Source organism: Paenibacillus sp. Leaf72 (genome assembly GCF_001422685.1).
GTDB lineage: Bacteria > Bacillota > Bacilli > Paenibacillales > Paenibacillaceae > Pristimantibacillus.
Genome location: NZ_LMLV01000010.1, coordinates 42571 through 65873, shown reverse-complemented (window position 1 = coordinate 65873; position 23303 = coordinate 42571). Strand labels below are relative to the sequence as shown.

Sequence of the window (23303 nt, the reverse complement as noted above, 5' to 3'; positions counted from 1 at the left end):
TTCACTCGTTGTTCAGTTTTCAAAGAACAATTTCTCTTGCTTACGTTTCGTTCGTGTCTGCCGTATGTCTCAGCGGCGACTCATATAATATATCACGGGCGCCTATACGATTGCAAGTGTTTTTTTCAATTTATTTTCGATTATTTTTCAGGCCCAAATTCAGGCCTGTTAGAGGCCTTAAATTACTTATATGTACGGACGTTTAAAGCGTAGCGGGAAAGCTCTTTTGGGGATGCCAAACGGGCATACATGCGGAAAATCGTTTTGTAACGGCGGGTAATCGACTGCTTGATTTCTCCATCCAAACGGGAGTCATTGAGATCAAGCAGCATTTCATCGAGTTCCTTGCGCAGGACGTAGTCGAGTTCTTTGCATTCTTTATCGTTGAATAGAATTCCTAGCATAGTGGTTTGCGCCCTCCTCAAGTGGTGACGATCGTTCGCCTGTATAGCGAATAGGCTCGTCCTTGCTCTGCCTCATGCAGCTTGATGAAACAATAAAGCGGCGTCTACGCTTCGCACGTAATAACGCCGCTTTATTGTTATGCACAAATAATAGGAATTTTATTACATCTTCAGAAGCCAAGGTGTAATGATACTTTCAATTAAAGAAGCCACTAGCAGAGAAATCGTAAGCACAACGGCGACTGGAATCGTTTTTTTCATGAAAAATAAAATTTCGAATCCGCTCTTTTCCACTTGGCCATTCGGGCTTACGGTGGATTTCATTAGTTTTAAAACGAGGACGCCGAACCGCATCCCATATGCACCAGCAATAATGATGGCCGGAATTTCAATAATGCCGTGCGGCAGCAAGCCTTTAAAAATCATTTCCATTACAGTGCCCGCCCCGTGCAGCTCAGCTGTTCGGTTAAGCAAATAACCAATAATCATCCCATTAAAGACGAGGAAGAATAACGGTACCAATCCAAGGAATGCTCCGAGATACATAATGAAGATAGATTTAATGGCATTGTTGAAAAAAATGAACAAAATGTAGCTCATCGTCGGATTAGCCGATTGATCAAGCTGCTGAGCCAGTTGAGCAATAGCCTCCAGCTGTTGATCCAGCATATCGCTAATCGTCGTATTACTTCCCCCTACAACCATTCCGGCAAAAAATAGAACAAATCCAAATGCAATATAGCCGCTCATCGAGCGAAAGTGATCGAGAATTTCCCGAGGCTTAAACAAGTATTGTCCTCCTCTGCCCATCTTCAATTGAACAAGCATGAATAACTTGGCGCTATGAGCATAGATTGTACTAGAACAAGCTTCCATTAGAGAGGAGAGCCCGTCCAAATGAACTTTTTTTATGTGATGAACGGTCGTAAAATCAAGCACTACAGTCTAATTGTACTAGCCCTCGTATTTTCGGTAGGCGTCATTTACGCGGAGCGAGACAATATTACGGTGTTTTCACCACAGCAGCCCGCTGCCATCTACAGTGTACCGACAGAAAAGAAAGTCGTGGCCCTTACGTTTGATATTAGCTGGGGTGAAAAACGCGCGGAGCCGATTTTGAAAGTGCTTAAAGACAAAGGCATTACGCAAGCTACCTTTTTTCTATCGTCGCCTTGGATTCAATCGCATTCCGATATCGTGAAGAAAATAACCGACGCCGGTTATGAAATTGGAAGCCACGGTCACAAGCATGATTATTACAGCAAGCTGAGCGACGACGAAATCCGCACGCAAATTTCTACCGCTCATTCCATTATTTCCGATACGACCGGCAAACAGCCTAATTTGATTCGGATGCCGAATGGCGATTTTGACAAACGGGTACTGCGCATTGCGAGTGAAATGAACTATAAGGTTATTCAATGGGATACCGACTCGCTGGACTGGATGAACATCGGGACGGATAAAATCATTAGCCGAGTCGTGAGCCGCGCTCATCCTGGCGATATTATATTGATGCATGCCAGCGATTCTGTGAAGCAAACTCATGAAGCCCTGCCCGTTATTATCGACCAGCTGCGCTCCAAGGGCTATGACTTCGTAACGGTAACGGAGCTGATTACTCAGACGGAAACCGAGGGCAAAGCCGTACAAGACAAATCCACTATGTCCTCCACCGGTACAAGCCAATTGAACGCACTCGTCAAACATTAAGCCGTGAAAGGTTGAAAATCGCACTTACATTAAGCGACCGGCTTTGCAGATGATGCAGATTCGGTCGCTTCGCTTTTCAATATCCGCGGCAGCATCAATATTTGGTACGCATTACATACGAATAGCGGCACAATCATAAAGATGATGGCTGCGGTGTTGGTTTCCCCTTTTAGAGCAGGATAAGCTTCAATGAAAGTAACGGTAAACATAAGAAACGCGGTCGGCACAAAAGCTACCGCCTTCGTCTGCTTCACCTTTACATAAGAAACCGCCAGAGAGAACACCATAAGCAGAAGCGGCATAAGCCAGAAGAACCAGTTATTCGTCCGTTGCTCAAACAATAAATAGCCTAAGGCAAATGCCGCAAACACGGTGGAGTAGCCTTGCAGCGTGTTCCAGAGATAGCTTTTGCGAAATACGCTAAGCGCGATATAATTTAAAGTCAAATAAGCGAAAAAGCCCATCTGGCTGAATGCTCCAAACATAAGGCCAACAAGCGCCATCATTGCAAAATTAAATCCCGAGGCATCCAGCCCCATAAAGCCGAATTCCGGATCCGTCCACTGCATCGTTATTCCGCATATCGCCGTAGCCAAGCCGCCTACTGCCATACAGCTCCAAAAGAGAAAAAACCATTTTCTGATATTCACGTTTGACATCCCCCTAAATTTTTCAAGCACACCCTGTCCAACATCCTTTATTTTACCACGTTCACATTAAAAAGCTAACCTTTCCCCATGATAATCAATGGAACTTTGACACATACTACTCCCATCAATACAGGAATGCTGCCACGAAGGGAGAACACGAATCATGCGCATTCGTATGACGGTAATTATGCTTCTCATTGCAACGTCTTTTGTCTTGGCCAGTTGTGGATCAGAATCATCGGGAAGCAGCCAACAAGTCACGTACAAAGACATGAAATCGATGGTCATTGATATACTCAAAACGGAGGATGCTCAAAAAGCGCTCCAGGAATCGGCCCAGCAAATGTCGGGCTATAACGGGAACACGTCCAAGCTTTTGTCCGTTCAGGATCAGGAGCAGGTCCGTCTGGCGGTAAAAGATGTGCTTGTCGCCCCTGAATATGACAAGGTGATCAAGACGCTAATGACCGACGTGCGTTTCGCTGGGGAGTTTGCCAAAGCCGTCAATAAGCAGAACAAGGAAATTCACCAGCAGCTGCTTAAAGATCCGTCGTATCAGGAGCAGTTAATTAAGGTGATGAAAAATCCGGAGATGGACAAGATGATTTTGGAGGTACTGCAAAGCACGCAGTATAAAAAACAAGTCATGTCGATTATGCAGGAGTCGATGCAAAATCCGCTTTTCCGGCTTGAAGTTCTCGATCTGATGAAGAAAGCTGTACAGGAAGAGCTGAAACCGAAGCCTAACGAAAAGGTGGAGAAGCAAGGCTCTGGTGGGGATAGTGGGGATCAACAAGATTCCGGTGAAGACAGTGGCCAGGATTCAGGCTCAGGAGATGGACAGCAGGATAATACGATGTAGTTTGTGATCAAGGTGAATGGTGAAACGGCTGTCGCCGTCCTTTTGGCGGCACGGCGTGTTTCATTACGAGAAATAGAAGAACAGTACGGCTAACCTATACTTTCTTATATTTGGACAAAAAAAAGCCCCCGCTGTGAATGTAGGTAAGCCAGTTGCTTGGCTGATCCTCATTCGTTGGCATGGGGCTTTTTATTTTAACTATTCAGTTGAAAAAGTGAGAGCTATTCAGTCGTAGAAGAGCGTGCTATTCGCATTTTTGAAGCACTTTGTCTGCAAGCTCCAAATAAAGCAGTCCTGTCTCGCTCTCTGCCTTGTATACGGATGGCGAGAAGTCCGGCTCTGATGGATGATTATCCGGCGCACCAAGCGGAATTTGGGACAGCAGCTCGGCATGAAGCGACTCGGCTAGCCTTCCGCCGCCGCCTCGGCCAAAAATGTATTCCGGCTCGCCGCATTTGCTGCATTTGTAATACGCCATGTTTTCAACGATACCGATGATTTCGTGCTCGGTTTTGATGGCCATGGCCCCTGCGCGGGCAGCAACGAATGCCGCTGTAGCGTGAGGCGTCGTGACGATAATTTCTTTGCTTTGCGGAATGATCTGATGGACGTCCAGCGCCACATCGCCTGTTCCCGGGGGCAAGTCGAGCAGCAAGTAATCAAGCTCGCCCCATTCGATTTCGTCAAAAAAGTTGCGCAGCATCTTGCCCAGCATCGGGCCGCGCCATACGATCGGGCTGTTGTCCTCGACAAAAAAGCCCATCGACATCACCTTCACCCCAAACTTCTCAATCGGGATGACCCGCTCGTTCACGACCTGCGGGCGCTCTTCAATGCCCATCATATCGGGCACGCTGAAGCCGTAAATGTCGGCGTCAATAATGCCGACACGCTTGCCCCTGCGAGCGAGAGCGACCGCGAGGTTCACGGTCACTGTGGATTTGCCGACGCCGCCCTTGCCGCTGGCGACGGCAATGAACTGCACCCCGCTGCGGGCATCCAGCAGCGGGCTCGCCAGCCCGGCCCCGTGGCCTTGCACGGGGCCGGCGGCGCCTGCGCCTGCGGCAGCGGAGGCTTCGCCGCCGCCGCTTGGCGCCCCGCGCTGCGCGGAAGCATCCGCCGCCGCTGCGGGCTCTAGCGCACGAAACCGGCAGTGCACGGTTTCGGCGCCCAGCCGCGCTAACGCTTCGCGCAGCGCGGCTTCCAGCGAGGGCTTCGCCTCCTCGCTGGCAACCAGCACCGTCAGTGAAACTTGACGGTCCTTCACCATCACATCGCGGACGGCTACCTCGCCCGCCGTATATAGCGCCGTTACTGCTTCAACGGCTTCCAAAGCTTGCTCACGTGTTAACATTAGGATACGTCCCACCTTTATGTATGCAATTACTGCTTATTAATAATGATTATAGCATAGTTAAGCAGCAACATTCATGGCTGTAACATGTCGGAACGATTTCGACTTATGGCTTATCCTCTGCGGAAAGCGTCATTTTCTCTCCAGCAGCATATCGCAGCATCCCTTGATAAATGGAAGCAGCGACCTTGCGCTGGTAATCCGAATCGGCGAGCCTGGTTGCTTCCCCTGGATTAGACAGAAAGCCAACTTCAATTAAAGCGGTAGGCACATCTGTAATCGCTTTGAGCAAATAGACGGTATTTTCCGTTGCGGCGACACGGCTCGTATTTTCCAAATTGCGTTTGATCTCGTTTTGAATAGCAGCAGCAAGCAACTTGCTGTCCTGATGATTAGCCGGATTGTAAAAGGTTTGCGCCCCCGACCACTTTGCCGACGGAATACTGTTCATATGAATGCTGACAACCAAGTTAGGCTGACTTTCCTTTATGACATTTACACGCTTATGCAAATCCTCTGTTTTCCGCCTGCTATAGGCTTTCGTATCTGGAGCTGCCAGATCATAATCCCCTTCGCGGGTCATCACGACAATGGCCCCCGCCTGCTGCAAATAATCGCGCAAATAAAGCGCAATCGCCATATTCAAATCTTTCTCAACGACTCCCTGCTTGCTGACTGCCCCGCCGTCTACTCCACCATGCCCAGCATCAAGCGCGATCGTCTTACCGGACAAAGGCGTTGCCCAAGTTTTCCATGTCCGCGCCGTCCGTTCATCTCCGTAAGTAAGCAGCGTCCATACGAGTGCAATAGCCAGCACAGCAGCAGTCAACCGCAGCGCTCCCTTTAGCGTTATCCAAACGACCAAGCGTCGTCCCCATCGGCGCAAAAAAACCACCCCGTCCTCCATCAAATAATAATCAGCTCCAGCTTGGCCGGCGCTCATTATCATCTTATGGGACGAGATGGTTATTTATGAGTGTGTCTCAGCACATTCACAGTGTCACGCAGCAGCGCGCGTACTTTTGTGCCCGAAAACGTCAAATGCTCGGATTTGTCATGCGGACATGTTTTGGTCGTCGCCATGTTGCCGCATTTTTGACAGAAGAAGCTGTGTTCGAAATAAAGCGGTTTATTTATGCAAGCCGCACTCTGTTTTTTCTTGTCCTGCCCAGCGTCCAGCACGCGGATCTTCACCCGGTTTAACTTGACGTGTGCAATGTTCGCAACCAATGCTCGGATAGTTTTGATCATGAAGCGGGTTGTAGATGACATCATTTTCACGGATATAGTTCCATACATCTTCAGTTGTCCAATGTGCAATCGGGTTAAACTTCACCAATCCAAATTTTGTATCATACTCGATTTTTTTCGCGTTAGCCCGTGTTGGCGCCTGATCACGACGGATACCTGTAATCCATGCTTCGTATTGGGACAAAATCCGCGTAAGCGGCTCTACCTTCCGAATATCGCAGCATTGGTTAGCATCGGTTTTCCATAGCTCTTCGCCATATTGGGCAGCTTGCTGCTCCGGCGTAATTTTCGGCTTTACTTCTACGAACGGAATTCCTGGATAACGCTCGATCATGCGATCGCGAGTTTCATACGTTTCTTTAAAGTGGAAATCAGTGTCCAAGTAGAAAATGTCCGTTGTTGGGCTAACCTTCTGCAGCATATCAACGAGCACAACATCCTCTGCACCGAAGCTGCAAGCAAAAGTAAGATTAGGGAATGTTGCTACAGCAAAAGCAATAATTTCCTCTGGCGTTGCATTTTCCAGCTCAACCGCCTGCTTGGCAATAAGGGCTTCCTTCTCAAAAAGATTCATCGTTTTACTCCTCCGCATCAATACCAAGTATATTGATCTGTATTTAAGTCTAATTATACGTCGACCACTCACAATCTTCAATATCTAGTTTACTCCAAAATGAATTAAAGTTTGTTTATTATGCAAAAAAACGGGCTCCAAGCACACTTTCTCCGCTTGTCCCGTCTACATTTCCTGTATTTTCTTAAGCCTGCCTGCCAGCAAATATCCGGGTTGGTTTTTTCAGTGCTTTTTATGGACTATTTTTCAGAAAAATGACTCCAAGGATTCGGTTCCTAACCGTTCCATTTATTTCAGCTTCTCGGCACCCTCCGTCACAAACTTCAATAAACAACAAAAAACCCCCGGCCAGAAGGCCAGGGGCTGTTGAACAACATATTAACGTTTCGAGAATTGTGGCGCGCGACGAGCCGCTTTAAGACCGTATTTTTTACGCTCTTTCATACGTGGGTCACGAGTCAGGAACCCAGCGCGTTTCAGAGCTGGACGGTATTCAGCGTCTACTTTCAGTAGAGCGCGGGAGATACCATGACGGATAGCACCAGCTTGGCCGGACATACCGCCGCCGTTAGCAATAACCAATACATCATATTGCGTAAGCGTTTCTGTCAGGTTAAGCGGTTGTTTAACGATAAGTTTCAATGTTTCCAAACCGAAGTATTCGTTGATATCACGTTTGTTAATGATGATTCGTCCTTCACCTGGCACGAGACGTACACGTGCAACAGAGTGTTTACGACGACCCGTTCCATAGTATTGCACTTGAGCCATGAAACTGTCCTCCCCTTTAATTACCCGCGAAGTTCGTAAACTTCAGGATTTTGTGCTTGGTGCGGATGTACCGAACCAGCGTATGCTTTAAGTCTAAGCTTCATTTTGTTACCTTGACGTGTTTTTGGCAACATGCCGTGAACAGCCAATTCGATAACGCGATCAGGCTTTTTGTCGATCATAACGTTAGCTGGTGTAACTTTCAAACCACCAGAGTACATCGAGTGACGGTAGTACATTTTGTCTGTCAGTTTTTTACCTGTCAGAACGATTTTTTCAGCGTTGATTACGATAACGAAATCGCCTGTGTCAACGTGAGGTGTAAATTGCGGCTTGTGTTTGCCACGGATCAAGCTAGCTGCTTCGCTTGCCAGACGACCGAGGGTTTTACCTTCCGCATCAATGATGTACCATTTACGTTCAACTTCATTTGGCTTAGCCATATAGGTGGTACGCATGGAGATCCTCCTTCATTCGCTTACGTTTAAAATTTAATTTTATCAAAGAACGTTTCCGTTCGATTTATAACAGTTATTGCTGCCAAGTTTGTGACGATCTCAGTCGGGGCTGTGGGATAGCCACTAAGAAAGCACAAGTTATATATTACTATAAAAAGTGGCCTAAAGCAAGCAGTTTGTACGATTAACTTCTTAGTTCATCGGGATATTCAACTTCGACCAACGTAAGGCCATGAGGCATTGCAGTTGGGCCAGCCAAAGACCTGCTTTTGCCCTCTAATATGCGCTTCATATCTTCCGGCTGCAGCTTGCCTTGCCCTACCCACAGCAGTGTTCCCATAATAACCCGCACCATATTGTACAAAAAACCGTTGCCGGTCACGTACATATGAAGCTTGCTGCCCTGCTGTTCAAAATACGCCTCATAAATCGTTCTTATATGATGCGGCTTCGTCGAATGAATAGATGTAAAAGAAGTAAAATCATGCTCGCCTATTATATAGGGCAGTGCCTTCGCCATAGCCTCTGCGTCTAAGCGCATCGGATAATGAAAGCAATACTCGCGGGTGAATACATCCGGGAACTTGCCACGATCTATCGAATAACGATACGTCTTTCGTTTGGCCGAGCGCCGGGAATGAAAAAGCTCCGGCACCTCGCGCGCCTCCAAAATAACGATATCCTTCGGCAGCCTCGTATTCAGCGCAATTGCCCATCGCTCCGACGGTATGACGGATTCCGTATGAAAATTGAATACCTGGCCCATAGCATGAACGCCTGCATCAGTCCTGCCCGAGCCAATGATATGAATCTCCTCACCCGTGAGCGCCTTTAACGCTTTCTCAATCTCCTGCTGCACCGTTCTAAGATGCGGCTCCAGCTGAGATTGGAAGCCATTAAACTGCGCCCCATCATAGCTGACCTTCACTGCAATATTTCGCATGTGGAATTCCTCCCAGACCCTCGAGAGGGCTTCTACCCTAACCTTTAAAGGCTTCTATCCCAAACTCTCAACAGAGAGTTTACCCAAACCTTCAAAAGCTCTCCAGCTTCTAGCTCCCTTATGCCTTTGCTGCATCTCCTGCTCTCACAAAAGCCAGCAAATAAAAAAAGGTGGCCTCGAGGGTCCACCCTTTCTCATGTTACGCGCGGTCTACCAGTTCCAAATATACCATTGGCGCAGCGTCGCCACGGCGAGGTCCTAGTTTCAAAATCCGCGTGTATCCGCCCGGACGCTCCGAGTAACGGGGGCCCAGCTCCGAGAACAATTTTTGGATTGCATCTTGCTCTCCATCGATTGTTTCACGACGCACGTAAGCTGCTACTTGACGACGCGCGTGCAAGTCGCCTTGCTTCGCTTTCGTGATCAGCTTTTCAGCGATCGAACGAACCTCTTTCGCTTTTGCTTCCGTTGTTTGAATACGCTCATAAAGGAAAAGGTCAGTAACGAGGTCACGGAACAATGCTTTCCGCGCGCTAGCGTTACGGCCTAGTTTTTGATATGCCATCTTGATTTTCCCTCCCTTGCCTGTAGTCTAGACTAATTGATGCTACTCTTCCATGCGCAGGCCAAGACCCAGTTCTTCCAGCTTCTCTTGAACTTCCTCAAGCGACTTGCGGCCCAAGTTGCGAACCTTCATCATGTCCTCTTCGGATTTCGTAATCAGCTCTTGAACAGTGTTGATTCCTGCACGCTTCAAGCAGTTGTATGAACGTACGGAAAGATCCAGTTCTTCGATAGTCATCTCCAGAACTTTCTCTTTTTTGTCTTCTTCCTTCTCCACCATAATCTCGGCATCTTTCGCTTCGTCAGTCAAGCCAACGAACAGATCCAAATGCTCAGTCAAGATTTTAGCGCCGAGGCTTACAGCCTCTTCCGGACGAATACTGCCATCAGTCCAAACTTCCAGCGTAAGTTTATCATAGTTAGTCACTTGACCAACACGAGTATTCTCCACACTGTAATTTACACGTGTAATTGGCGTGTAAATCGAATCAACCGGGATAACTCCAATCGGTTGATCTTCCCTTTTGTTACGGTCCGCTTGCACATATCCGCGTCCCCGATTAGCAAAAACACGCATATGGAGCCGCGCGCCGGAGGCCAAGGTGGCGATGTGAAGATCAGGGTTCAAAATCTCGACATCGCTGTCAGCACGAATATCGCCCGCCGTAACGATTCCTTCGCCTTCAGCGTCGATTTCCAAAACCTTCTCTTCATCGGAGTGGATTTTCAACGAGAGGCCCTTCAGGTTCAGAATGATTTCAGTTACGTCTTCCATCACTCCTGGAACTGTAGAGAACTCGTGAAGCACTCCGTCGATCTGAACGGAAGTAACAGCTGCACCTGGCAAAGACGACAACAAAATTCGGCGAAGCGAATTTCCAAGCGTCGTGCCATAGCCACGCTCGAGCGGCTCAACAATGAACCGTCCGTAAGTCCCATCCTCGTTCAAATCCACGGTCTCGATTTTCGGCTTTTCGATCTCAATCACTAATAGTACCCTCCTTCAAACGTCGCTCCGTTACCATACCGTATCTTAAGTCAAATCTCGTAGTATGCCAAACCTTCACAACCATTATTCACAAGTTGCTGTCATTTGATACCACAGTGGATCCAACTATACGCGACGACGTTTTGGTGGACGGCATCCGTTATGAGGCACTGGAGTAACGTCTTTAATCAGGTTAACTTCTAGACCTGCTGCTTGAAGCGAACGAATAGCTGCTTCACGACCAGCGCCTGGACCTTTAACCATAACCTCAACGGTTTTCATGCCATGTTCCATAGCTGCTTTAGCTGCAGTTTCAGCTGCCATTTGAGCTGCGAAAGGTGTGCTTTTACGCGAACCTCTGAAACCCATGTTACCGGAGCTTGCCCAAGAGATTGCATTGCCGTGAGGGTCCGTAATTGTAACAATCGTGTTATTGAATGTCGAGCGAATGTGAGCGACGCCAGACTCAATATTTTTCCGATCACGACGTTTTGTACGAACGACTTTTTTCGGTTTTGCCATTATCCTATTTCACCTCTTCTTATTTCTTTTTGTTAGCTACAGTCCGACGAGGACCTTTACGCGTACGCGCATTTGTTTTCGTGCGTTGTCCACGAACAGGCAATCCACGACGGTGACGAACACCACGGTAACATCCGATTTCAATCAGACGTTTGATGTTAAGCGAAATTTCACGACGCAAGTCGCCTTCCACTTTAACTGTTTTGTCAATTGCTTCACGAATTTTCGCAAGCTCATCTTCCGTCAAATCACGAACACGAGTGTCCGCGTTAACGCCAGTTGTGCTCAAGATTTTTTGTGAAGTCACTTTGCCAATACCGAAAATGTATGTCAGAGCGATTTCGACGCGCTTATCACGCGGCAAGTCTACACCAGCTATACGTGCCATAGGCCGTTATCCCTCCTTCTATCCTTGTTTTTGTTTGTGTTTCGGATTTTCACAAATCACCATAACGTTGCCTTTGCGACGAATGACTTTGCATTTTTCGCAAATCGGCTTAACCGAAGGTCTAACCTTCATTGTGATTACCTCCCGAATCTTTCGCTCGCAAACCGCAATGCGGCCTACTTACGATAGGTGATGCGCCCTTTTGTTAAATCATAAGGCGATAACTGTATAACCACCTTGTCTCCTGTCAGAATACGAATAAAGTGCATTCTGAGCTTACCGGAAACATGTGCGAGAATTTGATGACCGTTCTCCAGCTCCACCTTGAATGTGGCATTCGGCAACGGTTCAATCACCGTACCTTCGACCTCAATGATGTCTTCCTTAGCCAACCGTCATTCTCCTTTCGCATGTGCAAACTTCTGTATAACATAACGTAACTTGGTATTGGTCACCCTGCCTGATTCAAGCAAGCTGTTTACAACTTCGCTGCTTATCACAGGCTGTAACTCGAGATGCAGAACGTTCTTCTTCTTTGGCGAGTCGAAGCGCCGCTTATCGCCATCTACAATCATAACGAAACGTTCGTCAATGACGGATATGACCACCGCATAGCTGTCTTCATCCTTGCCCCGAAGCACTTTGACAATTTGGCCTACCTGCGGGAACTTATCCATCTCTGGCTCAGTCCGCCTGTGGCTTCGAAAGCGTCAAAATTTCAAAACCATTCTCCGTTACGGCAACCGTATGCTCAAAATGGGCACACATTGAGCCGTCTTCCGTTACGACCGTCCAATTGTCTTCAAGCGTGCGGACATATCGTTCACCGATGTTCACCATAGGTTCGATGCAAAGCACCATTCCTGGCTCTAGCTTCGGTCCGCGACCTGGCATACCATAGTTCGGAATTTGCGGCTCCTCATGAAGCTTCGCTCCAATTCCATGACCAACAAATTCGCGTACAACCGAAAAGCCAGCCGCTTCGACAACTTGTTGAACAGCATGGGATATTGTAAATAGCTTCTCATTCGGACGGATGAGATTCACGGCCGCATAAAGCGACTGCTCCGCTACATCCAGCAGCCTTTGTACTTCAGGCGTTACTGCGCCGACCGGGTAGGTCCAGGCAGAGTCGCCATGATAGCCATTGTACTGCGCTCCGATATCGATACTAATAATATCGCCTTCGTTCAACTTCCGAGGTCCTGGAAAACCATGTACCAGCTCGTCATTTACAGAAGCGCAAATGCTGGCGGGAAAACCATTGTAACCTTTAAAAGAAGGCACGGCTCCTTGACTGCGAATGTAGTCTTCAGCTAGTTGATCAAGCTCCATGGTAGTAATACCCGGCTTCACCGACCTCGCCATCAACTGATGGGCATCCGCAACAATTCTGCCTGCTTCTCTCATATAGCGCAGCTCCGATTCGGATTTGCGTATAATCATTACAATGAACCTCGCAAGATGGAAGTAATGTCGGCCGTTACCGCATCAATTTCCTTCTCGCCATCGACTTCGCGAAGAAGACCTTTATCACTGTAATAGTCAAGAAGTGGAGCAGTTTTGGAAATGTACTCATCCAGACGCGTTCCAACCTTCTCCTCCGTATCATCCGAACGCTGATACAATTCGCCGCCGTCTTTATCACAGACGCCTTCTTGCTTCGGCGGATTGAACAGAATGTGATACGTCGTTCCGCATGTTTTGCAAATGCGTCTTCCAGTTAGGCGTGCCAAGAGAAATCCACGATCAACCTTTAAATTAACGACATGGTGAATGCCTCGGTCAAGTTCCTTGAGCATGCCATCAAGCGCTTCGGCTTGTTGCAATGTCCGAGGAAAACCGTCCAGCAAAAACCCTTTATTGCAATCGTCTAGTGCAAGACGTTCTTTTACGATACCGTTCGTAATCTCATCGGGTACAAGCAGTCCTTTATCGACATACTCTTTCGCTTTGAGACCGAGCGCAGTGCCTTCTTTCATAGCAAGGCGGAATGCATCGCCTGTCGAGATGTGTGGTATACCAAACTCGGAAACGATTCGTTCAGCTTGCGTTCCTTTACCGGCTCCCGGAGGGCCCATGAATAAAATGTTCATTCGTGTTCCTCGCTTTAAACACAATAGGCTCATGCGGGTCCGTACCATCGCAAGCGACGTCACGGAAGCCCGAACAGAACCTATTGTTATTTATTGATAAACCCTTTGTAATGGCGTTTGATCAACTGGGTTTCGATTTGCTTCATCGTATCAAGCGCAACGCCGATAACGATCAGAAGCGAAGTTCCTCCAAGTTGCACCGTACGCGGCAATCCTGCAAGCGTTCCGAAGAGCACTGGCAAAATCGAGATAACCGCTAGGAAAAGCGCGCCCGTCAATGTAATACGTGACATAACGCGAGTCAGATAAGAAGAAGTTGGTTTACCCGGGCGAATACCTGGAATGTAACCACCGTTCTTTTTCATTTGATCCGCCATTTGTACCGGATTTATTTGAACGAAGGTATAGAAGAAAGTGAAACCGATAATCAACAGTACATACAAGACCATACCAAGCGGTTTGTCATAATACATATTATTGATAATCCAGTTTGCCCATGCCGATCCATTCCAGAACTGAGCAATCGTAACTGGGAACATCAGAAGCGATACCGCAAAAATAACCGGAATAACGCCTGCTCCGTTTACTTTCATCGGGATATGAGTCGATTGTCCACCGTACATTTTTCTGCCCACTACGCGTTTAGCGTATTGAACCGGAATTTTACGAATCCCTTGCTGAACAAAGATAACACCGACGATAATGGCAATGATCGCAATAAGGATCAGAACCATTTTACCGATATTCCAGAACAAAGCAGCTTCTTGACCAATAAATTGATCTTGCCAAATTGTACGGATGTGGCCTGGGATACCAGCAGCGATACCTGCGAAAATCAGGATCGAAATACCGTTACCAATACCACGCTCAGTAATTTGCTCGCCAAGCCACATCAAGAAAGCAGTACCTGCAGTCAAGATGATAGCAACAACCAAATAATCAACGAAGGTCGCTCCAGGAATCATCTCATTGCCATATTGGCGGTTGAAGCCGATTGCTGTTGCAAAACCTTGAACCAAACCAAGAATAACCGTGCCGTAACGAGTAATTTGCGCGAGCTTACGTTTGCCGTTCTCGCCTTCCTTCGCCCACTCTGCAAATTTAGGAATAACATCCATCGATAACAGCTGCACGATAATCGAAGCCGTGATATATGGCATAATCCCAATTGCAAAGATAGAGAATTTGAAAAGCGCTCCACCAGAAAACGTGTTAAGCAAGCCGAACAAATCTGCACCTGCGCGATCAACTTGTTTGAACACTTCTTTATTGATGCCCGGTACCGGAATGAAAGAACCAATCCGGTAAATGAGCAGGATGAAAAGCGTAAATAGAATGCGCGAGCGCAAATCCGCTACTTTCCAAATGTTGGACACGGTTTTGAACAATTAGATCACCTCGGTTTTACCGCCGGCAGCCTGGATTTTCTCTACCGCAGATTGAGAGAACTTGCTTGCTTTTACAGTCAGTTGGACGTTGATTTCACCGTTACCCAAAATCTTAATGCCTGCCAGTGGATTTTTAACAATCCCTTGCTCAAGAAGAACTTCTGGAGTGACTTCGGTGCCTGCTGCAAAGCTGTTCAGCTCTTCAATGTTGATTATGGCATACTCTTTACGGAAACGGTTGTTAAATCCGCGTTTCGGTACACGACGGTACAATGGGTTTTGACCACCCTCGAAACCAGGACGAACACCGCCGCCGGAGCGAGCATTTTGACCTTTGTGACCACGTCCAGCTGTTTTACCGTTACCGGTACCAATACCGCGACCTTTACGTTTTGGTGTTTGCTTGGAACCTGGTGCTGGTGCGAGTTCATGCAATTTCATCGTTCTTGCACCTCCTTGTTTATTTCTTTGTAGGAATGACTATCTTATACTTCTTCGACTTTAACCAAGTGGCTAACATGTTTAACCATGCCGCGAATAGCTACAGTATCGTTCAATTCAACGGTTTGACGGATTTTACGAAGTCCCAGCGATGCTACAGTAGCACGCTGTTTCTCGTTACGGCCGATCAAACTGCGAACGAGGGTGATTTGCAATTTTGCCATCGTATGCCCCTCCTTAACCTAACAGCTCTTCGACAGTTTTACCACGAAGCTTCGCAACATCTTCAGCACGTTTCAAACGTGAAAGACCTTCGAGCGTTGCGTTAACCATGTTCATGGAGTTCGAAGAACCGAGGGATTTCGTCAAAATATCGCCAACGCCAGCAAGTTCAAGAACTGCACGAACTGGGCCACCAGCGATAACACCTGTACCTTCGGATGCCGGCTTCAGGAGAACTTCTCCAGCGCCGAAATGTCCTAGCACAAGGTGAGGAATTGTTGTACCAACGATTGGTACATGAATCAGGTTTTTCTTAGCATCTTCGATACCTTTGCGGATTGCATCAGGTACTTCGCCTGCTTTACCGATTCCTGCGCCAACATAGCCGTTGCCGTCGCCTACTACTACCAATGCACTAAAGCTGAAGCGGCGTCCGCCTTTAACAACTTTGGCAACACGGTTGATGTTGACAACTTTTTCAGTAAGTTCTAACGTATTCGGATCTATACGCAAGTCGTTTAACCTCCTTATAAGTAAAGTCGATTAGAATTCCAGACCAGCTTCGCGAGCTGCATCAGCAAGCGCCTGAATTCTTCCGTGATACAAGTAACCACCACGATCAAATACTACTTGGTTTACACCTTTCGCTTGAGCGCGTTTTGCAAGCAATTCGCCGACTTTGCGAGCAGCTTCAACGCTGCCGCCGTTGCCGATAGCTTCAGTCAGCTCTTTGTCTTGAGTAGAAGCAGCAGCAAGTGTTACTCCTTGTACATCGTCGATCAATTGAGCATACATATGCTTAGCGGAACGAAACACAGACAGACGTGGGCGTGCAACCGTTCCATTGATTTTTTTACGAACACGCAAGTGTCTTTTCAGACGTGCCTTGTTTTTATCGCCTTTCGTAATCATTCAAGGTTCACTCCTTTCCAATTCCTCATACCGCTATGTTAAGCAGCCATGTCAGACTGCTTATTTCTTCTTACCAGCTTTACCTTCTTTGCGGATAATGCGCTCGCCTTCGTACTTGATACCTTTACCTTTATACGGCTCAGGCTCACGTACGGAACGGATTTTGGCAGCAAATGCGCCAACGAGTTCTTTATCGATTCCGCGAACAGTAATTTTCGTGTTCGCAGGAACGTCGAATTCGATTCCGCCTTCAGGAGCGATTTCCACTGGGTGAGAGTAACCAACGTTAAGAACGATTTTCTCACCATTTTTGCTTGCACGATAACCTACGCCAACGAGTTCAAGATTTTTCGAGAATCCGTCAGTAACTCCGCTCACCATGTTAGCGATGATGCTGCGAGTAGTACCGTGCAAAGAGCGATGCAATTTATTGTCAGAAGGACGTTCAATGACGATTTCAGTTTCACTCACATTGACTTTCATATCTTTGTGAAATTCACGGGAAAGCGTTCCTTTAGGTCCTTTAACAGTAATAACTGTGTTTTCCAAGTTGATTGTTACGCCGTTAGGCACTTGGATTGGTTTGCGACCAATACGGGACATCGTTACACCTCCAATCTTTGTGACTTGTTAATTACCAAACGTAGCAGACGACTTCGCCGCCAGCTTTGCCTTGACGTGCTTCTTTATCAGTCATAATCCCTTTGGACGTGGAAATAATAGCAATTCCCAGACCGCCCAGTACACGAGGGATCTCATTAGATTTTGTATAAACGCGAAGACCTGGTTTAGAAATACGTTTCAGACCAGTGATTACGCGCTCTTGGCTCGGGCCGTATTTCAAGAAAATACGGATAATCCCTTGCTTGTTATCCTCGATATATTCAGCATCGCGGATGAAACCTTCACGCTTCAGAATTTCAGCGATTTCCTTCTTCACTTTCGAAGCGGGCATTTCAACGGTTTCATGACGAACAACGTTCGCGTTGCGAATGCGTGTCAGCATATCTGCAATCGGATCAGACATAACCATTTGTGTTAACCTCCTTCCCGAACTAGGCTTATTACCAGCTTGCTTTCTTAACGCCAGGGATCTGGCCTTTGTATGCTAACTCACGGAAACAAATCCGGCAAATTTTAAACTTTTGCAAAACAGAGTGCGGACGGCCACAACGTTCACAGCGCGTGTACGCACGCACTTTAAATTTCGGTGTACGTTGTTGCTTCACTTTCATCGAAGTTTTTGCCACTGGGTATTACACCTCCTAAAAGTGGATTACTTCGCAAACGGCATACCCAATTGGGTGAGCAATTCGCGAGATTCTTCGTCCGTTTTTGCCGTCGTCACGATGACGATATCCATACCACGAACTTTATCAACTTTATCGTATTCAATCTCCGGGAAGATCAATTGCTCTTTCAAACCCAGTGTGTAGTTACCGCGACCATCGAATGCTTTCGATGATACGCCACGGAAGTCACGTACACGTGGGAGGGAGATGTTGAACAGCTTATCTAGGAAATAATACATACGCTCGCCGCGCAGTGTTACTTTAACCCCGATTGGCATGTTCTCACGAAGTTTGAAGCCGGCAATGGACTTCTTCGCGCGTGTTACAACCGGTTTTTGACCGGCGATTTGACGAAGCTCATCAACAGCAACATCAAGCACTTTCGAGTTAGCAACCGCTTCGCCGACACCCATATTGATGACGACTTTCTCGATTTTAGGCACTTGCATAACTGTTGTATAGTTAAACTTCTGCATCAGAGCAGGAGTGATCTCGTTAAGAAAACGATCCTTCATTCTTGCAGCCATGATTCATGGTCCTCCTTCCTACAGTAACGTTAGTCGATTACTTCGCCGGAACGTTTTGCGATCCGAACTTTTTTGCCGTTATCAAGCACTTTGTATCCAATGCGAGTTACTTTACCGCTCTTCGGATCAATGTGCATCACGTTCGATACGTGAATCGGCGCTTCTTGCTCGATGATACCGCCCTGCGGGTTAGCCTGCGATGGACGAGTATGCTTTTTAACCATATTGACGCCTTCTACAAGTACGCGGTTTTCACGCGGATATGCAGCGATTACACGGCCTTTTTTGCCTTTATCCTTACCGGAAATGACGATGACCGTATCATCTTTTTTAACGTGCAATTTATTGTTATGCGATTCAAGAATTTTTTTCAATCTTGGCATGAGTTACACCTCCTGCATGCTTGATGATCAAGCTATTGCAATCCCTTGGGGACTTTTATTAGATAACTTCTGGTGCAAGCGATACGATTTTCATGAAATCTTTATCGCGAAGCTCACGGGCAACTGGTCCAAAAATACGAGTACCACGTGGGCTCTTGTCTTCCTTAACGATTACAGCTGCATTTTCGTCAAACGCGATGTAGGAACCGTCTTTACGACGAACCGTACGCTTTGTACGAACGATAACTGCTTTAACAACATCACCTTTTTTGACAACGCCGCCTGGTGTTGCTTGTTTAACGGAACAAACGATCAAATCGCCGATAGCCGCTACGCGACGACCAGTTCCACCAAGTACACGGATACACATCAGTTCTTTTGCACCTGAGTTATCAGCGACACGCAAACGGGAAAATGGTTGAATCATGTCAACGTCCTCCTTTCGGACAAAACTAGATTACATTTTCAAACTTAAAGGACAATCGCTACTTCAACAATCTCCACGAGTCTGAAGCGTTTGTCTTTCGAAAGCGGACGAGTTTCCATAATTTTTACAACATCGCCGATTTTAGCTTCGTTGTTCTCATCATGGGCTTTGAACTTTTTCGTGGATTTAATGCGTTTATGGTACAGGTTGTGTTTTTTATATGTTTCAATAGCAACAACAACTGTTTTATCCATTTTGTCACTCACCACTTTACCGACTAACACTTTGCGGGCATTACGTTCGCTCATGTTCTTCCTCCTTCCTTAAACCTTGGCAATTTTTCCTTAGTTAAGGACTACTATTTAGCTGCTGATTCCGAGTTCTCTTTCACGCAAGATGGTTTTAGCACGAGCAATTTCTCTCCGTACGTCACGAATCCGTGTCGGATTGTCCAGTTGGCCAGTAGCCAATTGGAAACGAAGGTTGAATAGCTCCTCTTTAAAACCATTTACCTTTTGTTCGATCTCAGCAGAGGTTAGGTTACGAAATTCACTAGCCTTCATTTGCTTCACCACCTACTTCTTCGCGTTTCACGAACTTCGTTTTAACAGGCAGTTTGTGTGACGCAAGACGCATTGCTTCGCGAGCAACCTCTTCAGGTACTCCAGCAAGCTCAAACATAATTTTGCCTGGCTTAACTACAGCAACCCATTTCTCAACGTTACCTTTACCGCTACCCATACGAACCTCGAGAGGCTTTTGAGTGATTGGCTTAGCAGGGAAAATCTTGATCCATACTTTACCACCACGTTTGATGTAACGAGTCATAGCAATACGAGCCGATTCGATTTGACGGTTCGTAATCCATGACGGCTCAAGCGCTTGAAGACCGTATTCTCCGAAAGAAACTTCAGTACCGCCTTTAGCGCGACCTTTCATATGTCCGCGTTGTTGCTTGCGGTGTTTGACACGTTTAGGTACCAACATGATTAGTTGCCTCCTTCCTGGGGAGCTTTCTTCTTAACCGGAAGGACTTCGCCACGGTAGATCCAAACTTTTACACCGATACGACCATAAGTCGTATGCGCTTCAGCTGTACCATAATCGATATCAGCACGAAGGGTATGAAGTGGAACTGTACCTTCGCTATAGCCTTCTGAACGAGCAATTTCAGCACCACCGAGACGTCCGCTAACAGCGGTTTTGATCCCTTTAGCGCCAGCACGCATCGAACGTTGGATCGCTTGTTTCAAAGCACGACGGAAAGAAACACGACGCTCCAGCTGTTGTGCGATACTTTCTGCTACAAGAATAGCATCCATATCTGCTTGTTTAATTTCAGAAATATTGATGTGAACTTTTTTGCCTTTAGTGATCTTGCCAAGCTCCGTGCGCAGGTTCTCCACTTCAGAACCGCCTTTACCGATAACCATACCCGGCTTCGCAGTTTGAATCGTCACGTTAACACGGTTAGCCGCGCGCTCGATTTCGATGTGGGATACTGCCGCATCCTTAAGTTTGTTCTTCAGGTATTCACGAATTTTTACGTCTTCAATCAGAAGATCGCCGAAGTCTTTGCCTGCGTACCATTTGGATTCCCAATCACGGATAATCCCAACACGAAGACCGACCGGATTTACCTTTTGACCCACACGTTATCCCTCCTTATTTCTCAGATACCACCAAAGTGATGTGGCTGGTTCTTTTGTTGATTTTGCTTGCACGTCCCATTGCACGTGGGCGGAAACGTTTCATAGTTGGACCTTGGTTAACGAAAGCCTGGGAAATAACCAGCTTGTTAACGTCCAATTGATAGTTATGCTCAGCGTTAGCAATAGCAGAGTTCAGCAGCTTCTCCAAAATCGGGGAAGCAGATTTTGGCGTGTGACGCAGAATCGCGATTGCTTCGCCAACCTTCTTGCCACGAATCAAATCCGCAACGAGTTGAGCTTTACGAGGAGCAATACGTACGAATCTCAAATGCGCTTTAGCTTCAGACATGTGTGAACCTCCTTTCAATCGATAAAGATCTTATAGGCAAAATTATCTTCTGCCCGTCTTCTTATCGTCATCATGACCTTTGTACGTACGAGTTGGTGCAAACTCACCAAGCTTGTGTCCAACCATATCTTCCGTTACGTATACTGGCACGTGCTTGCGACCGTCATAAACGCCGAAAGTGTGACCAATGAATTGTGGGAAAATTGTCGAGCGACGGGACCAAGTTTTGACCACGACTTTTTTGTTTGCTTCATTCAAATCCTCGACTTTTTTGAGCAGGTAACCGTCAATAAACGGCCCTTTTTTCAAACTGCGACCCATTTGGAGTCCTCCCTTCGCGGAAACATAGCGTGACTCAAGGTCACGCAGCTTCTATTAAGCAGTTATTACTTCGTACGACGACGAATAATATATTGGCTCGAAGCTTTTTTCTTCTTGCGGGTTTTGTAACCAAGTGTTGGTTTGCCCCAAGGAGACATTGGCGATTTACGACCGATCGGAGCGCGACCTTCACCACCACCGTGTGGGTGATCGTTAGGGTTCATTACTACGCCGCGGACTTCTGGACGTCTGTTCATCCAACGGGAACGGCCGGCTTTACCGATTTTCACGAGTTCGTGATCTTCGTTACCAACAGAACCGATTGTTGCACGACAAGTTTTCAGAATGCGACGAACCTCACCGGAAGAAAGACGGATCGATACGTAAACTTCTTCTTTACCAAGAAGCTGAGCTTCTGTACCAGCAGCACGAACCAATTGTCCGCCTTTGCCTGGTTGCAATTCAATGTTGTGGATAACCGAACCAACAGGAATGTTACCAAGTGGAAGAGTGTTACCTACTTTGATATCAGCAGTAGGGCCGGACATTACTTGATCTCCAACTTTAAGACCTTTAGGAGCGATAATGTAGGCTTTCTCACCGTCAGCGTAGTGGATTAGAGCGATGTTGGAAGTACGGTTCGGATCGTATTCGATCGTTGCCACTTTACCAGCAATTCCATCCTTAAGACGCTTGAAGTCGATAATCCGATATTTACGTTTGTGTCCGCCGCCTTGATGACGAACCGTAATTTTACCTTGGTTGTTACGACCAGCTTTTTTGAAAAGTGGTGCTAGCAACGATTTCTCCGGTGTGTCTGTTGTGATCTCTTCGAAAGTCGAGACCGACATACCACGACGTGCAGGAGAGGTCGGTTTATACTTTTTAATTGGCACTTGAATTTCCTCCTTTTCTAAACAGACGTTTCAAAGAACTCAAGTTCTTTGCTATCATCGCTCAGTTGAACGATTGCTTTTTTCCATTCGGATCTATAACCGCTATATTTACCATAGCGCTTAGGTTTGCCAGCAACACGCATTGTGTTAACGCTAGTAACCTTAACTTTGAAAATTTGCTCAATAGCGTTTTTGATTTCTGTTTTGTTAGAGCGAAGATCAACTTCGAACACGTAACGTTTGGAAACCATGTATTCGCTAGTACGTTCTGTAATAACAGGACGTTTAATAATATCGCGAGGGTTTTTCATTACGCAAACACCTCCTGTACTTTCTCTACAGCATCTTTAGTGATGATGAGCTTGTCATATACAAGTACATCCAGAACATTAATGCCGTCAGCTGCGACGAATTTCACACCTGGGATGTTACGAGCAGACAATGCTACATTGTCATCATAGCTAGGCAAAACAACAAGCGCTTTACGAGCCACTTTCAGATTGTTCAGAATCGCTACGAATTCTTTCGTCTTAGGAGTCGAGAACGACAATTGATCTAGAACGATAATTTCGTTAGCGATCACCTTCGAAGATAGAGCCGATTTGATTGCCAAACGGCGAACTTTCTTAGGAAGCTTGAAACCGTAAGAGCGTGGAGTCGGTCCAAATACTGTACCGCCGCCAACCCATTGCGGGGAGCGAATGCTACCTTGACGAGCACGGCCAGTTCCTTTTTGTTTCCAAGGTTTACGACCGCCACCACGTACTTCAGAGCGTCCTTTAGTTTTGTGAGTACCTGCACGCTCAGCAGCTTGCTGAAGCGTAACAGCGCTGTGTAGAACGTGTTTGTTAGGCTCGATACCGAAAACGCTATCTGCCAATTCAACCTCGCCTACTTGCGAACCGCTCACATTGTATAATGATACTTTAGGCATTTATTGTTCCTCCTTTCTTCT

Annotated in this window: 40 protein-coding genes and 1 pseudogene; 2 read left to right on the top strand and 39 right to left on the bottom strand. The window is 46.8% G+C overall.

Translation table 11 applies throughout. The features are described 5' to 3' along the window. Positions 1–182 precede the first annotated feature (182 nt). Entirely contained in the window at positions 183–404 is a 222-nt protein-coding gene (locus tag ASF12_RS14475; protein WP_046234262.1) for a hypothetical protein, read from the bottom strand. A gap of 162 nt (positions 405–566) precedes the next feature. Continuing rightward, a complete protein-coding gene (locus tag ASF12_RS14470; RefSeq protein ID WP_056035841.1) occupies positions 567–1193 on the bottom strand; it encodes a stage II sporulation protein M in 627 nt (208 codons plus the stop codon). Positions 1194–1301: 108 nt separating this feature from the next. Between ASF12_RS14470 and pdaB the strand changes: the two genes are divergently transcribed. Next, positions 1302–2117: a polysaccharide deacetylase family sporulation protein PdaB gene (gene pdaB / locus ASF12_RS14465; RefSeq protein WP_056035838.1), complete on the top strand. Its 816-nt coding sequence runs from the start codon at positions 1302–1304 to the stop codon at positions 2115–2117. A gap of 29 nt (positions 2118–2146) precedes the next feature. On the opposite strand, the gene ASF12_RS14460 is transcribed toward pdaB, so the two are convergent. Beyond that, positions 2147–2776 (bottom strand): KinB-signaling pathway activation protein, encoded by a 630-nt coding sequence (locus tag ASF12_RS14460; protein ID WP_235533162.1) that lies wholly within the window; start codon positions 2774–2776, stop codon positions 2147–2149. A 154-nt stretch (positions 2777–2930) separates the two neighbouring features. On the opposite strand from ASF12_RS14460, the gene gerD reads away from it, so the two are divergent. Next, positions 2931–3629 carry a spore germination lipoprotein GerD gene (gerD, locus tag ASF12_RS14455; protein WP_056035833.1) on the top strand — a complete coding sequence of 233 codons (699 nt, stop codon included), beginning with the start codon at positions 2931–2933 and terminating at the stop codon, positions 3627–3629. A 244-nt stretch (positions 3630–3873) separates the two neighbouring features. On the opposite strand, the gene ASF12_RS14450 is transcribed toward gerD, so the two are convergent. From ASF12_RS14450 to rplD, 36 genes and pseudogenes are all read right to left on the bottom strand, one after another. After that, positions 3874–4983 carry an Mrp/NBP35 family ATP-binding protein gene (locus ASF12_RS14450; protein ID WP_056035822.1) on the bottom strand — a complete coding sequence of 370 codons (1110 nt, stop codon included), beginning with the start codon at positions 4981–4983 and terminating at the stop codon, positions 3874–3876. Between the two features lie 106 nt (positions 4984–5089). Next, entirely contained in the window at positions 5090–5869 is a 780-nt protein-coding gene (cwlD, locus tag ASF12_RS14445; RefSeq protein ID WP_056035848.1) for an N-acetylmuramoyl-L-alanine amidase CwlD, read from the bottom strand. Positions 5870–5982: 113 nt separating this feature from the next. Further along, a pseudogene (gene sat, locus ASF12_RS33730) lies at positions 5983–6111 on the bottom strand (sulfate adenylyltransferase); the annotation flags it as partial. A 1-nt stretch (position 6112) separates the two neighbouring features. Then, positions 6113–6808, bottom strand: coding sequence for a phosphoadenylyl-sulfate reductase (locus ASF12_RS14440; RefSeq protein ID WP_056035820.1), 696 nt, complete (start codon positions 6806–6808; stop codon positions 6113–6115). A gap of 378 nt (positions 6809–7186) precedes the next feature. After that, positions 7187–7579: a 30S ribosomal protein S9 gene (gene rpsI, locus ASF12_RS14435; RefSeq protein ID WP_046234255.1), complete on the bottom strand. Its 393-nt coding sequence runs from the start codon at positions 7577–7579 to the stop codon at positions 7187–7189. A gap of 20 nt (positions 7580–7599) precedes the next feature. After that, positions 7600–8037 carry a 50S ribosomal protein L13 gene (gene rplM / locus ASF12_RS14430; protein ID WP_046234254.1) on the bottom strand — a complete coding sequence of 146 codons (438 nt, stop codon included), beginning with the start codon at positions 8035–8037 and terminating at the stop codon, positions 7600–7602. Between the two features lie 184 nt (positions 8038–8221). Further along, positions 8222–8980 carry a tRNA pseudouridine(38-40) synthase TruA gene (gene truA, locus ASF12_RS14425; protein ID WP_056035816.1) on the bottom strand — a complete coding sequence of 253 codons (759 nt, stop codon included), beginning with the start codon at positions 8978–8980 and terminating at the stop codon, positions 8222–8224. A gap of 199 nt (positions 8981–9179) precedes the next feature. Beyond that, a complete protein-coding gene (gene rplQ / locus ASF12_RS14420) occupies positions 9180–9545 on the bottom strand; it encodes a 50S ribosomal protein L17 (protein WP_046234252.1) in 366 nt (121 codons plus the stop codon). A gap of 42 nt (positions 9546–9587) precedes the next feature. Next, a complete protein-coding gene (locus tag ASF12_RS14415; protein ID WP_046234251.1) occupies positions 9588–10532 on the bottom strand; it encodes a DNA-directed RNA polymerase subunit alpha in 945 nt (314 codons plus the stop codon). Between the two features lie 126 nt (positions 10533–10658). Then, a complete protein-coding gene (gene rpsK, locus ASF12_RS14410; protein WP_046234250.1) occupies positions 10659–11054 on the bottom strand; it encodes a 30S ribosomal protein S11 in 396 nt (131 codons plus the stop codon). Positions 11055–11073: 19 nt separating this feature from the next. Then, positions 11074–11442: a 30S ribosomal protein S13 gene (rpsM, locus tag ASF12_RS14405; RefSeq protein ID WP_046234249.1), complete on the bottom strand. Its 369-nt coding sequence runs from the start codon at positions 11440–11442 to the stop codon at positions 11074–11076. A gap of 18 nt (positions 11443–11460) precedes the next feature. Beyond that, positions 11461–11574 (bottom strand): 50S ribosomal protein L36, encoded by a 114-nt coding sequence (gene rpmJ / locus ASF12_RS14400; protein WP_003333770.1) that lies wholly within the window; start codon positions 11572–11574, stop codon positions 11461–11463. A gap of 44 nt (positions 11575–11618) precedes the next feature. After that, a complete protein-coding gene (gene infA / locus ASF12_RS14395; protein WP_046234248.1) occupies positions 11619–11834 on the bottom strand; it encodes a translation initiation factor IF-1 in 216 nt (71 codons plus the stop codon). A gap of 3 nt (positions 11835–11837) precedes the next feature. Then, positions 11838–12119: a KOW domain-containing RNA-binding protein gene (locus tag ASF12_RS14390; protein ID WP_056035813.1), complete on the bottom strand. Its 282-nt coding sequence runs from the start codon at positions 12117–12119 to the stop codon at positions 11838–11840. Between the two features lie 7 nt (positions 12120–12126). After that, positions 12127–12888: a type I methionyl aminopeptidase gene (gene map / locus ASF12_RS14385; protein WP_056035809.1), complete on the bottom strand. Its 762-nt coding sequence runs from the start codon at positions 12886–12888 to the stop codon at positions 12127–12129. Then, positions 12888–13538, bottom strand: a complete 651-nt coding sequence (locus ASF12_RS14380) for an adenylate kinase (RefSeq protein WP_056035806.1) — start codon at positions 13536–13538, stop codon at positions 12888–12890. Before ASF12_RS14380 ends, map begins: the two co-directional genes overlap by 1 nt. An 86-nt stretch (positions 13539–13624) precedes the next feature. Then, entirely contained in the window at positions 13625–14926 is a 1302-nt protein-coding gene (gene secY / locus ASF12_RS14375; RefSeq protein ID WP_056035803.1) for a preprotein translocase subunit SecY, read from the bottom strand. Further along, complete coding sequence (gene rplO / locus ASF12_RS14370) at positions 14927–15367, bottom strand: 50S ribosomal protein L15 (RefSeq protein WP_046234243.1); 441 nt, start codon at positions 15365–15367, stop codon at positions 14927–14929. A gap of 44 nt (positions 15368–15411) precedes the next feature. Next, positions 15412–15591 carry a 50S ribosomal protein L30 gene (gene rpmD / locus ASF12_RS14365; protein WP_046234242.1) on the bottom strand — a complete coding sequence of 60 codons (180 nt, stop codon included), beginning with the start codon at positions 15589–15591 and terminating at the stop codon, positions 15412–15414. Between the two features lie 13 nt (positions 15592–15604). Further along, positions 15605–16102 (bottom strand): 30S ribosomal protein S5, encoded by a 498-nt coding sequence (gene rpsE, locus ASF12_RS14360; RefSeq protein ID WP_046234241.1) that lies wholly within the window; start codon positions 16100–16102, stop codon positions 15605–15607. A gap of 30 nt (positions 16103–16132) precedes the next feature. Continuing rightward, positions 16133–16501, bottom strand: a complete 369-nt coding sequence (gene rplR, locus ASF12_RS14355; protein WP_046234240.1) for a 50S ribosomal protein L18 — start codon at positions 16499–16501, stop codon at positions 16133–16135. Between the two features lie 60 nt (positions 16502–16561). Then, the gene (rplF, locus tag ASF12_RS14350; RefSeq protein ID WP_046234239.1) at positions 16562–17104 is read right to left on the bottom strand and encodes a 50S ribosomal protein L6; all 543 of its coding nucleotides are present in this window, start codon (positions 17102–17104) and stop codon (positions 16562–16564) included. A gap of 31 nt (positions 17105–17135) precedes the next feature. Then, entirely contained in the window at positions 17136–17534 is a 399-nt protein-coding gene (rpsH, locus tag ASF12_RS14345; protein WP_046234238.1) for a 30S ribosomal protein S8, read from the bottom strand. 31 nt (positions 17535–17565) lie between these two features. Continuing rightward, on the bottom strand, positions 17566–17751 hold the full coding sequence (locus ASF12_RS33725; protein WP_013312154.1) for a type Z 30S ribosomal protein S14: 186 nt from the start codon (positions 17749–17751) through the stop codon (positions 17566–17568). A 26-nt stretch (positions 17752–17777) separates the two neighbouring features. Then, positions 17778–18320 (bottom strand): 50S ribosomal protein L5, encoded by a 543-nt coding sequence (rplE, locus tag ASF12_RS14340; RefSeq protein WP_046234237.1) that lies wholly within the window; start codon positions 18318–18320, stop codon positions 17778–17780. A 29-nt stretch (positions 18321–18349) separates the two neighbouring features. Beyond that, complete coding sequence (gene rplX, locus ASF12_RS14335) at positions 18350–18703, bottom strand: 50S ribosomal protein L24 (protein ID WP_074905002.1); 354 nt, start codon at positions 18701–18703, stop codon at positions 18350–18352. Between the two features lie 58 nt (positions 18704–18761). After that, entirely contained in the window at positions 18762–19130 is a 369-nt protein-coding gene (gene rplN / locus ASF12_RS14330; protein ID WP_046234236.1) for a 50S ribosomal protein L14, read from the bottom strand. Positions 19131–19174: 44 nt separating this feature from the next. Next, positions 19175–19438 carry a 30S ribosomal protein S17 gene (gene rpsQ / locus ASF12_RS14325; protein ID WP_056035800.1) on the bottom strand — a complete coding sequence of 88 codons (264 nt, stop codon included), beginning with the start codon at positions 19436–19438 and terminating at the stop codon, positions 19175–19177. 54 nt (positions 19439–19492) lie between these two features. Beyond that, positions 19493–19693: a 50S ribosomal protein L29 gene (rpmC, locus tag ASF12_RS14320; protein ID WP_046234234.1), complete on the bottom strand. Its 201-nt coding sequence runs from the start codon at positions 19691–19693 to the stop codon at positions 19493–19495. Beyond that, positions 19683–20117, bottom strand: a complete 435-nt coding sequence (rplP, locus tag ASF12_RS14315) for a 50S ribosomal protein L16 (RefSeq protein WP_046234233.1) — start codon at positions 20115–20117, stop codon at positions 19683–19685. The genes rpmC and rplP overlap by 11 nt, the downstream gene beginning before the upstream one ends. 2 nt (positions 20118–20119) lie before the next feature. Then, a complete protein-coding gene (gene rpsC / locus ASF12_RS14310) occupies positions 20120–20782 on the bottom strand; it encodes a 30S ribosomal protein S3 (RefSeq protein ID WP_046234232.1) in 663 nt (220 codons plus the stop codon). Positions 20783–20795: 13 nt separating this feature from the next. Beyond that, on the bottom strand, positions 20796–21131 hold the full coding sequence (gene rplV, locus ASF12_RS14305) for a 50S ribosomal protein L22 (RefSeq protein WP_046234231.1): 336 nt from the start codon (positions 21129–21131) through the stop codon (positions 20796–20798). A 42-nt stretch (positions 21132–21173) separates the two neighbouring features. Next, positions 21174–21452, bottom strand: coding sequence for a 30S ribosomal protein S19 (gene rpsS / locus ASF12_RS14300; protein ID WP_046234230.1), 279 nt, complete (start codon positions 21450–21452; stop codon positions 21174–21176). Between the two features lie 65 nt (positions 21453–21517). Next, the gene (rplB, locus tag ASF12_RS14295; protein WP_056035796.1) at positions 21518–22348 is read right to left on the bottom strand and encodes a 50S ribosomal protein L2; all 831 of its coding nucleotides are present in this window, start codon (positions 22346–22348) and stop codon (positions 21518–21520) included. Between the two features lie 17 nt (positions 22349–22365). Continuing rightward, positions 22366–22659, bottom strand: coding sequence for a 50S ribosomal protein L23 (rplW, locus tag ASF12_RS14290; protein ID WP_046234228.1), 294 nt, complete (start codon positions 22657–22659; stop codon positions 22366–22368). Further along, positions 22659–23282 carry a 50S ribosomal protein L4 gene (rplD, locus tag ASF12_RS14285; protein ID WP_056035794.1) on the bottom strand — a complete coding sequence of 208 codons (624 nt, stop codon included), beginning with the start codon at positions 23280–23282 and terminating at the stop codon, positions 22659–22661. Before rplD ends, rplW begins: the two co-directional genes overlap by 1 nt. Between the last annotated feature and the right edge of the window lie 21 nt (positions 23283–23303).

Excerpts from the sequence above, each read along its gene's own strand:
- pdaB (WP_056035838.1), top strand. The coding sequence starts at position 1,302 with ATGAACTTTTTTTATGTGATGAACGGTCGTAAAATCAAGCACTACAGT.
- rplX (WP_074905002.1), bottom strand. The coding sequence starts at position 18,703 with ATGCCAAGATTGAAAAAAATTCTTGAATCGCATAACAATAAATTGCAC.
- rpsH (WP_046234238.1), bottom strand. The coding sequence starts at position 17,534 with ATGGTTATGTCTGATCCGATTGCAGATATGCTGACACGCATTCGCAAC.
- rpsK (WP_046234250.1), bottom strand. The coding sequence starts at position 11,054 with ATGGCAAAACCGAAAAAAGTCGTTCGTACAAAACGTCGTGATCGGAAA.
- rplD (WP_056035794.1), bottom strand. The coding sequence starts at position 23,282 with ATGCCTAAAGTATCATTATACAATGTGAGCGGTTCGCAAGTAGGCGAG.
- rplO (WP_046234243.1), bottom strand. The coding sequence starts at position 15,367 with ATGAAATTGCATGAACTCGCACCAGCACCAGGTTCCAAGCAAACACCA.
- rpmC (WP_046234234.1), bottom strand. The coding sequence starts at position 19,693 with ATGAAGGCTAGTGAATTTCGTAACCTAACCTCTGCTGAGATCGAACAA.
- rpsQ (WP_056035800.1), bottom strand. The coding sequence starts at position 19,438 with ATGAGCGAACGTAATGCCCGCAAAGTGTTAGTCGGTAAAGTGGTGAGT.
- rplE (WP_046234237.1), bottom strand. The coding sequence starts at position 18,320 with ATGGCTGCAAGAATGAAGGATCGTTTTCTTAACGAGATCACTCCTGCT.
- rplF (WP_046234239.1), bottom strand. The coding sequence starts at position 17,104 with ATGTCCCGTATTGGTCGCAAACCAATCCAAGTGCCTAACGGCGTAACA.
- rplQ (WP_046234252.1), bottom strand. The coding sequence starts at position 9,545 with ATGGCATATCAAAAACTAGGCCGTAACGCTAGCGCGCGGAAAGCATTG.
- rpsI (WP_046234255.1), bottom strand. The coding sequence starts at position 7,579 with ATGGCTCAAGTGCAATACTATGGAACGGGTCGTCGTAAACACTCTGTT.
- ASF12_RS14460 (WP_235533162.1), bottom strand. The coding sequence starts at position 2,776 with ATGTCAAACGTGAATATCAGAAAATGGTTTTTTCTCTTTTGGAGCTGT.
- rplN (WP_046234236.1), bottom strand. The coding sequence starts at position 19,130 with ATGATTCAACCATTTTCCCGTTTGCGTGTCGCTGATAACTCAGGTGCA.
- truA (WP_056035816.1), bottom strand. The coding sequence starts at position 8,980 with ATGCGAAATATTGCAGTGAAGGTCAGCTATGATGGGGCGCAGTTTAAT.
- ASF12_RS14380 (WP_056035806.1), bottom strand. The coding sequence starts at position 13,538 with ATGAACATTTTATTCATGGGCCCTCCGGGAGCCGGTAAAGGAACGCAA.
- rplW (WP_046234228.1), bottom strand. The coding sequence starts at position 22,659 with ATGAAAAACCCTCGCGATATTATTAAACGTCCTGTTATTACAGAACGT.
- rplM (WP_046234254.1), bottom strand. The coding sequence starts at position 8,037 with ATGCGTACCACCTATATGGCTAAGCCAAATGAAGTTGAACGTAAATGG.
- gerD (WP_056035833.1), top strand. The coding sequence starts at position 2,931 with ATGCGCATTCGTATGACGGTAATTATGCTTCTCATTGCAACGTCTTTT.
- rplV (WP_046234231.1), bottom strand. The coding sequence starts at position 21,131 with ATGTCTGAAGCTAAAGCGCATTTGAGATTCGTACGTATTGCTCCTCGT.
- rplP (WP_046234233.1), bottom strand. The coding sequence starts at position 20,117 with ATGTTGGTACCTAAACGTGTCAAACACCGCAAGCAACAACGCGGACAT.
- ASF12_RS14390 (WP_056035813.1), bottom strand. The coding sequence starts at position 12,119 with ATGGATAAGTTCCCGCAGGTAGGCCAAATTGTCAAAGTGCTTCGGGGC.
- rplR (WP_046234240.1), bottom strand. The coding sequence starts at position 16,501 with ATGATTACGAAAGGCGATAAAAACAAGGCACGTCTGAAAAGACACTTG.
- rpsM (WP_046234249.1), bottom strand. The coding sequence starts at position 11,442 with ATGGCACGTATAGCTGGTGTAGACTTGCCGCGTGATAAGCGCGTCGAA.
- rpsS (WP_046234230.1), bottom strand. The coding sequence starts at position 21,452 with ATGGGTCGCAGTTTGAAAAAAGGGCCGTTTATTGACGGTTACCTGCTC.
- ASF12_RS14475 (WP_046234262.1), bottom strand. The coding sequence starts at position 404 with ATGCTAGGAATTCTATTCAACGATAAAGAATGCAAAGAACTCGACTAC.
- rpmJ (WP_003333770.1), bottom strand. The coding sequence starts at position 11,574 with ATGAAGGTTAGACCTTCGGTTAAGCCGATTTGCGAAAAATGCAAAGTC.
- ASF12_RS14440 (WP_056035820.1), bottom strand. The coding sequence starts at position 6,808 with ATGAATCTTTTTGAGAAGGAAGCCCTTATTGCCAAGCAGGCGGTTGAG.
- map (WP_056035809.1), bottom strand. The coding sequence starts at position 12,888 with ATGATTATACGCAAATCCGAATCGGAGCTGCGCTATATGAGAGAAGCA.
- ASF12_RS14450 (WP_056035822.1), bottom strand. The coding sequence starts at position 4,983 with ATGTTAACACGTGAGCAAGCTTTGGAAGCCGTTGAAGCAGTAACGGCG.
- rpmD (WP_046234242.1), bottom strand. The coding sequence starts at position 15,591 with ATGGCAAAATTGCAAATCACCCTCGTTCGCAGTTTGATCGGCCGTAAC.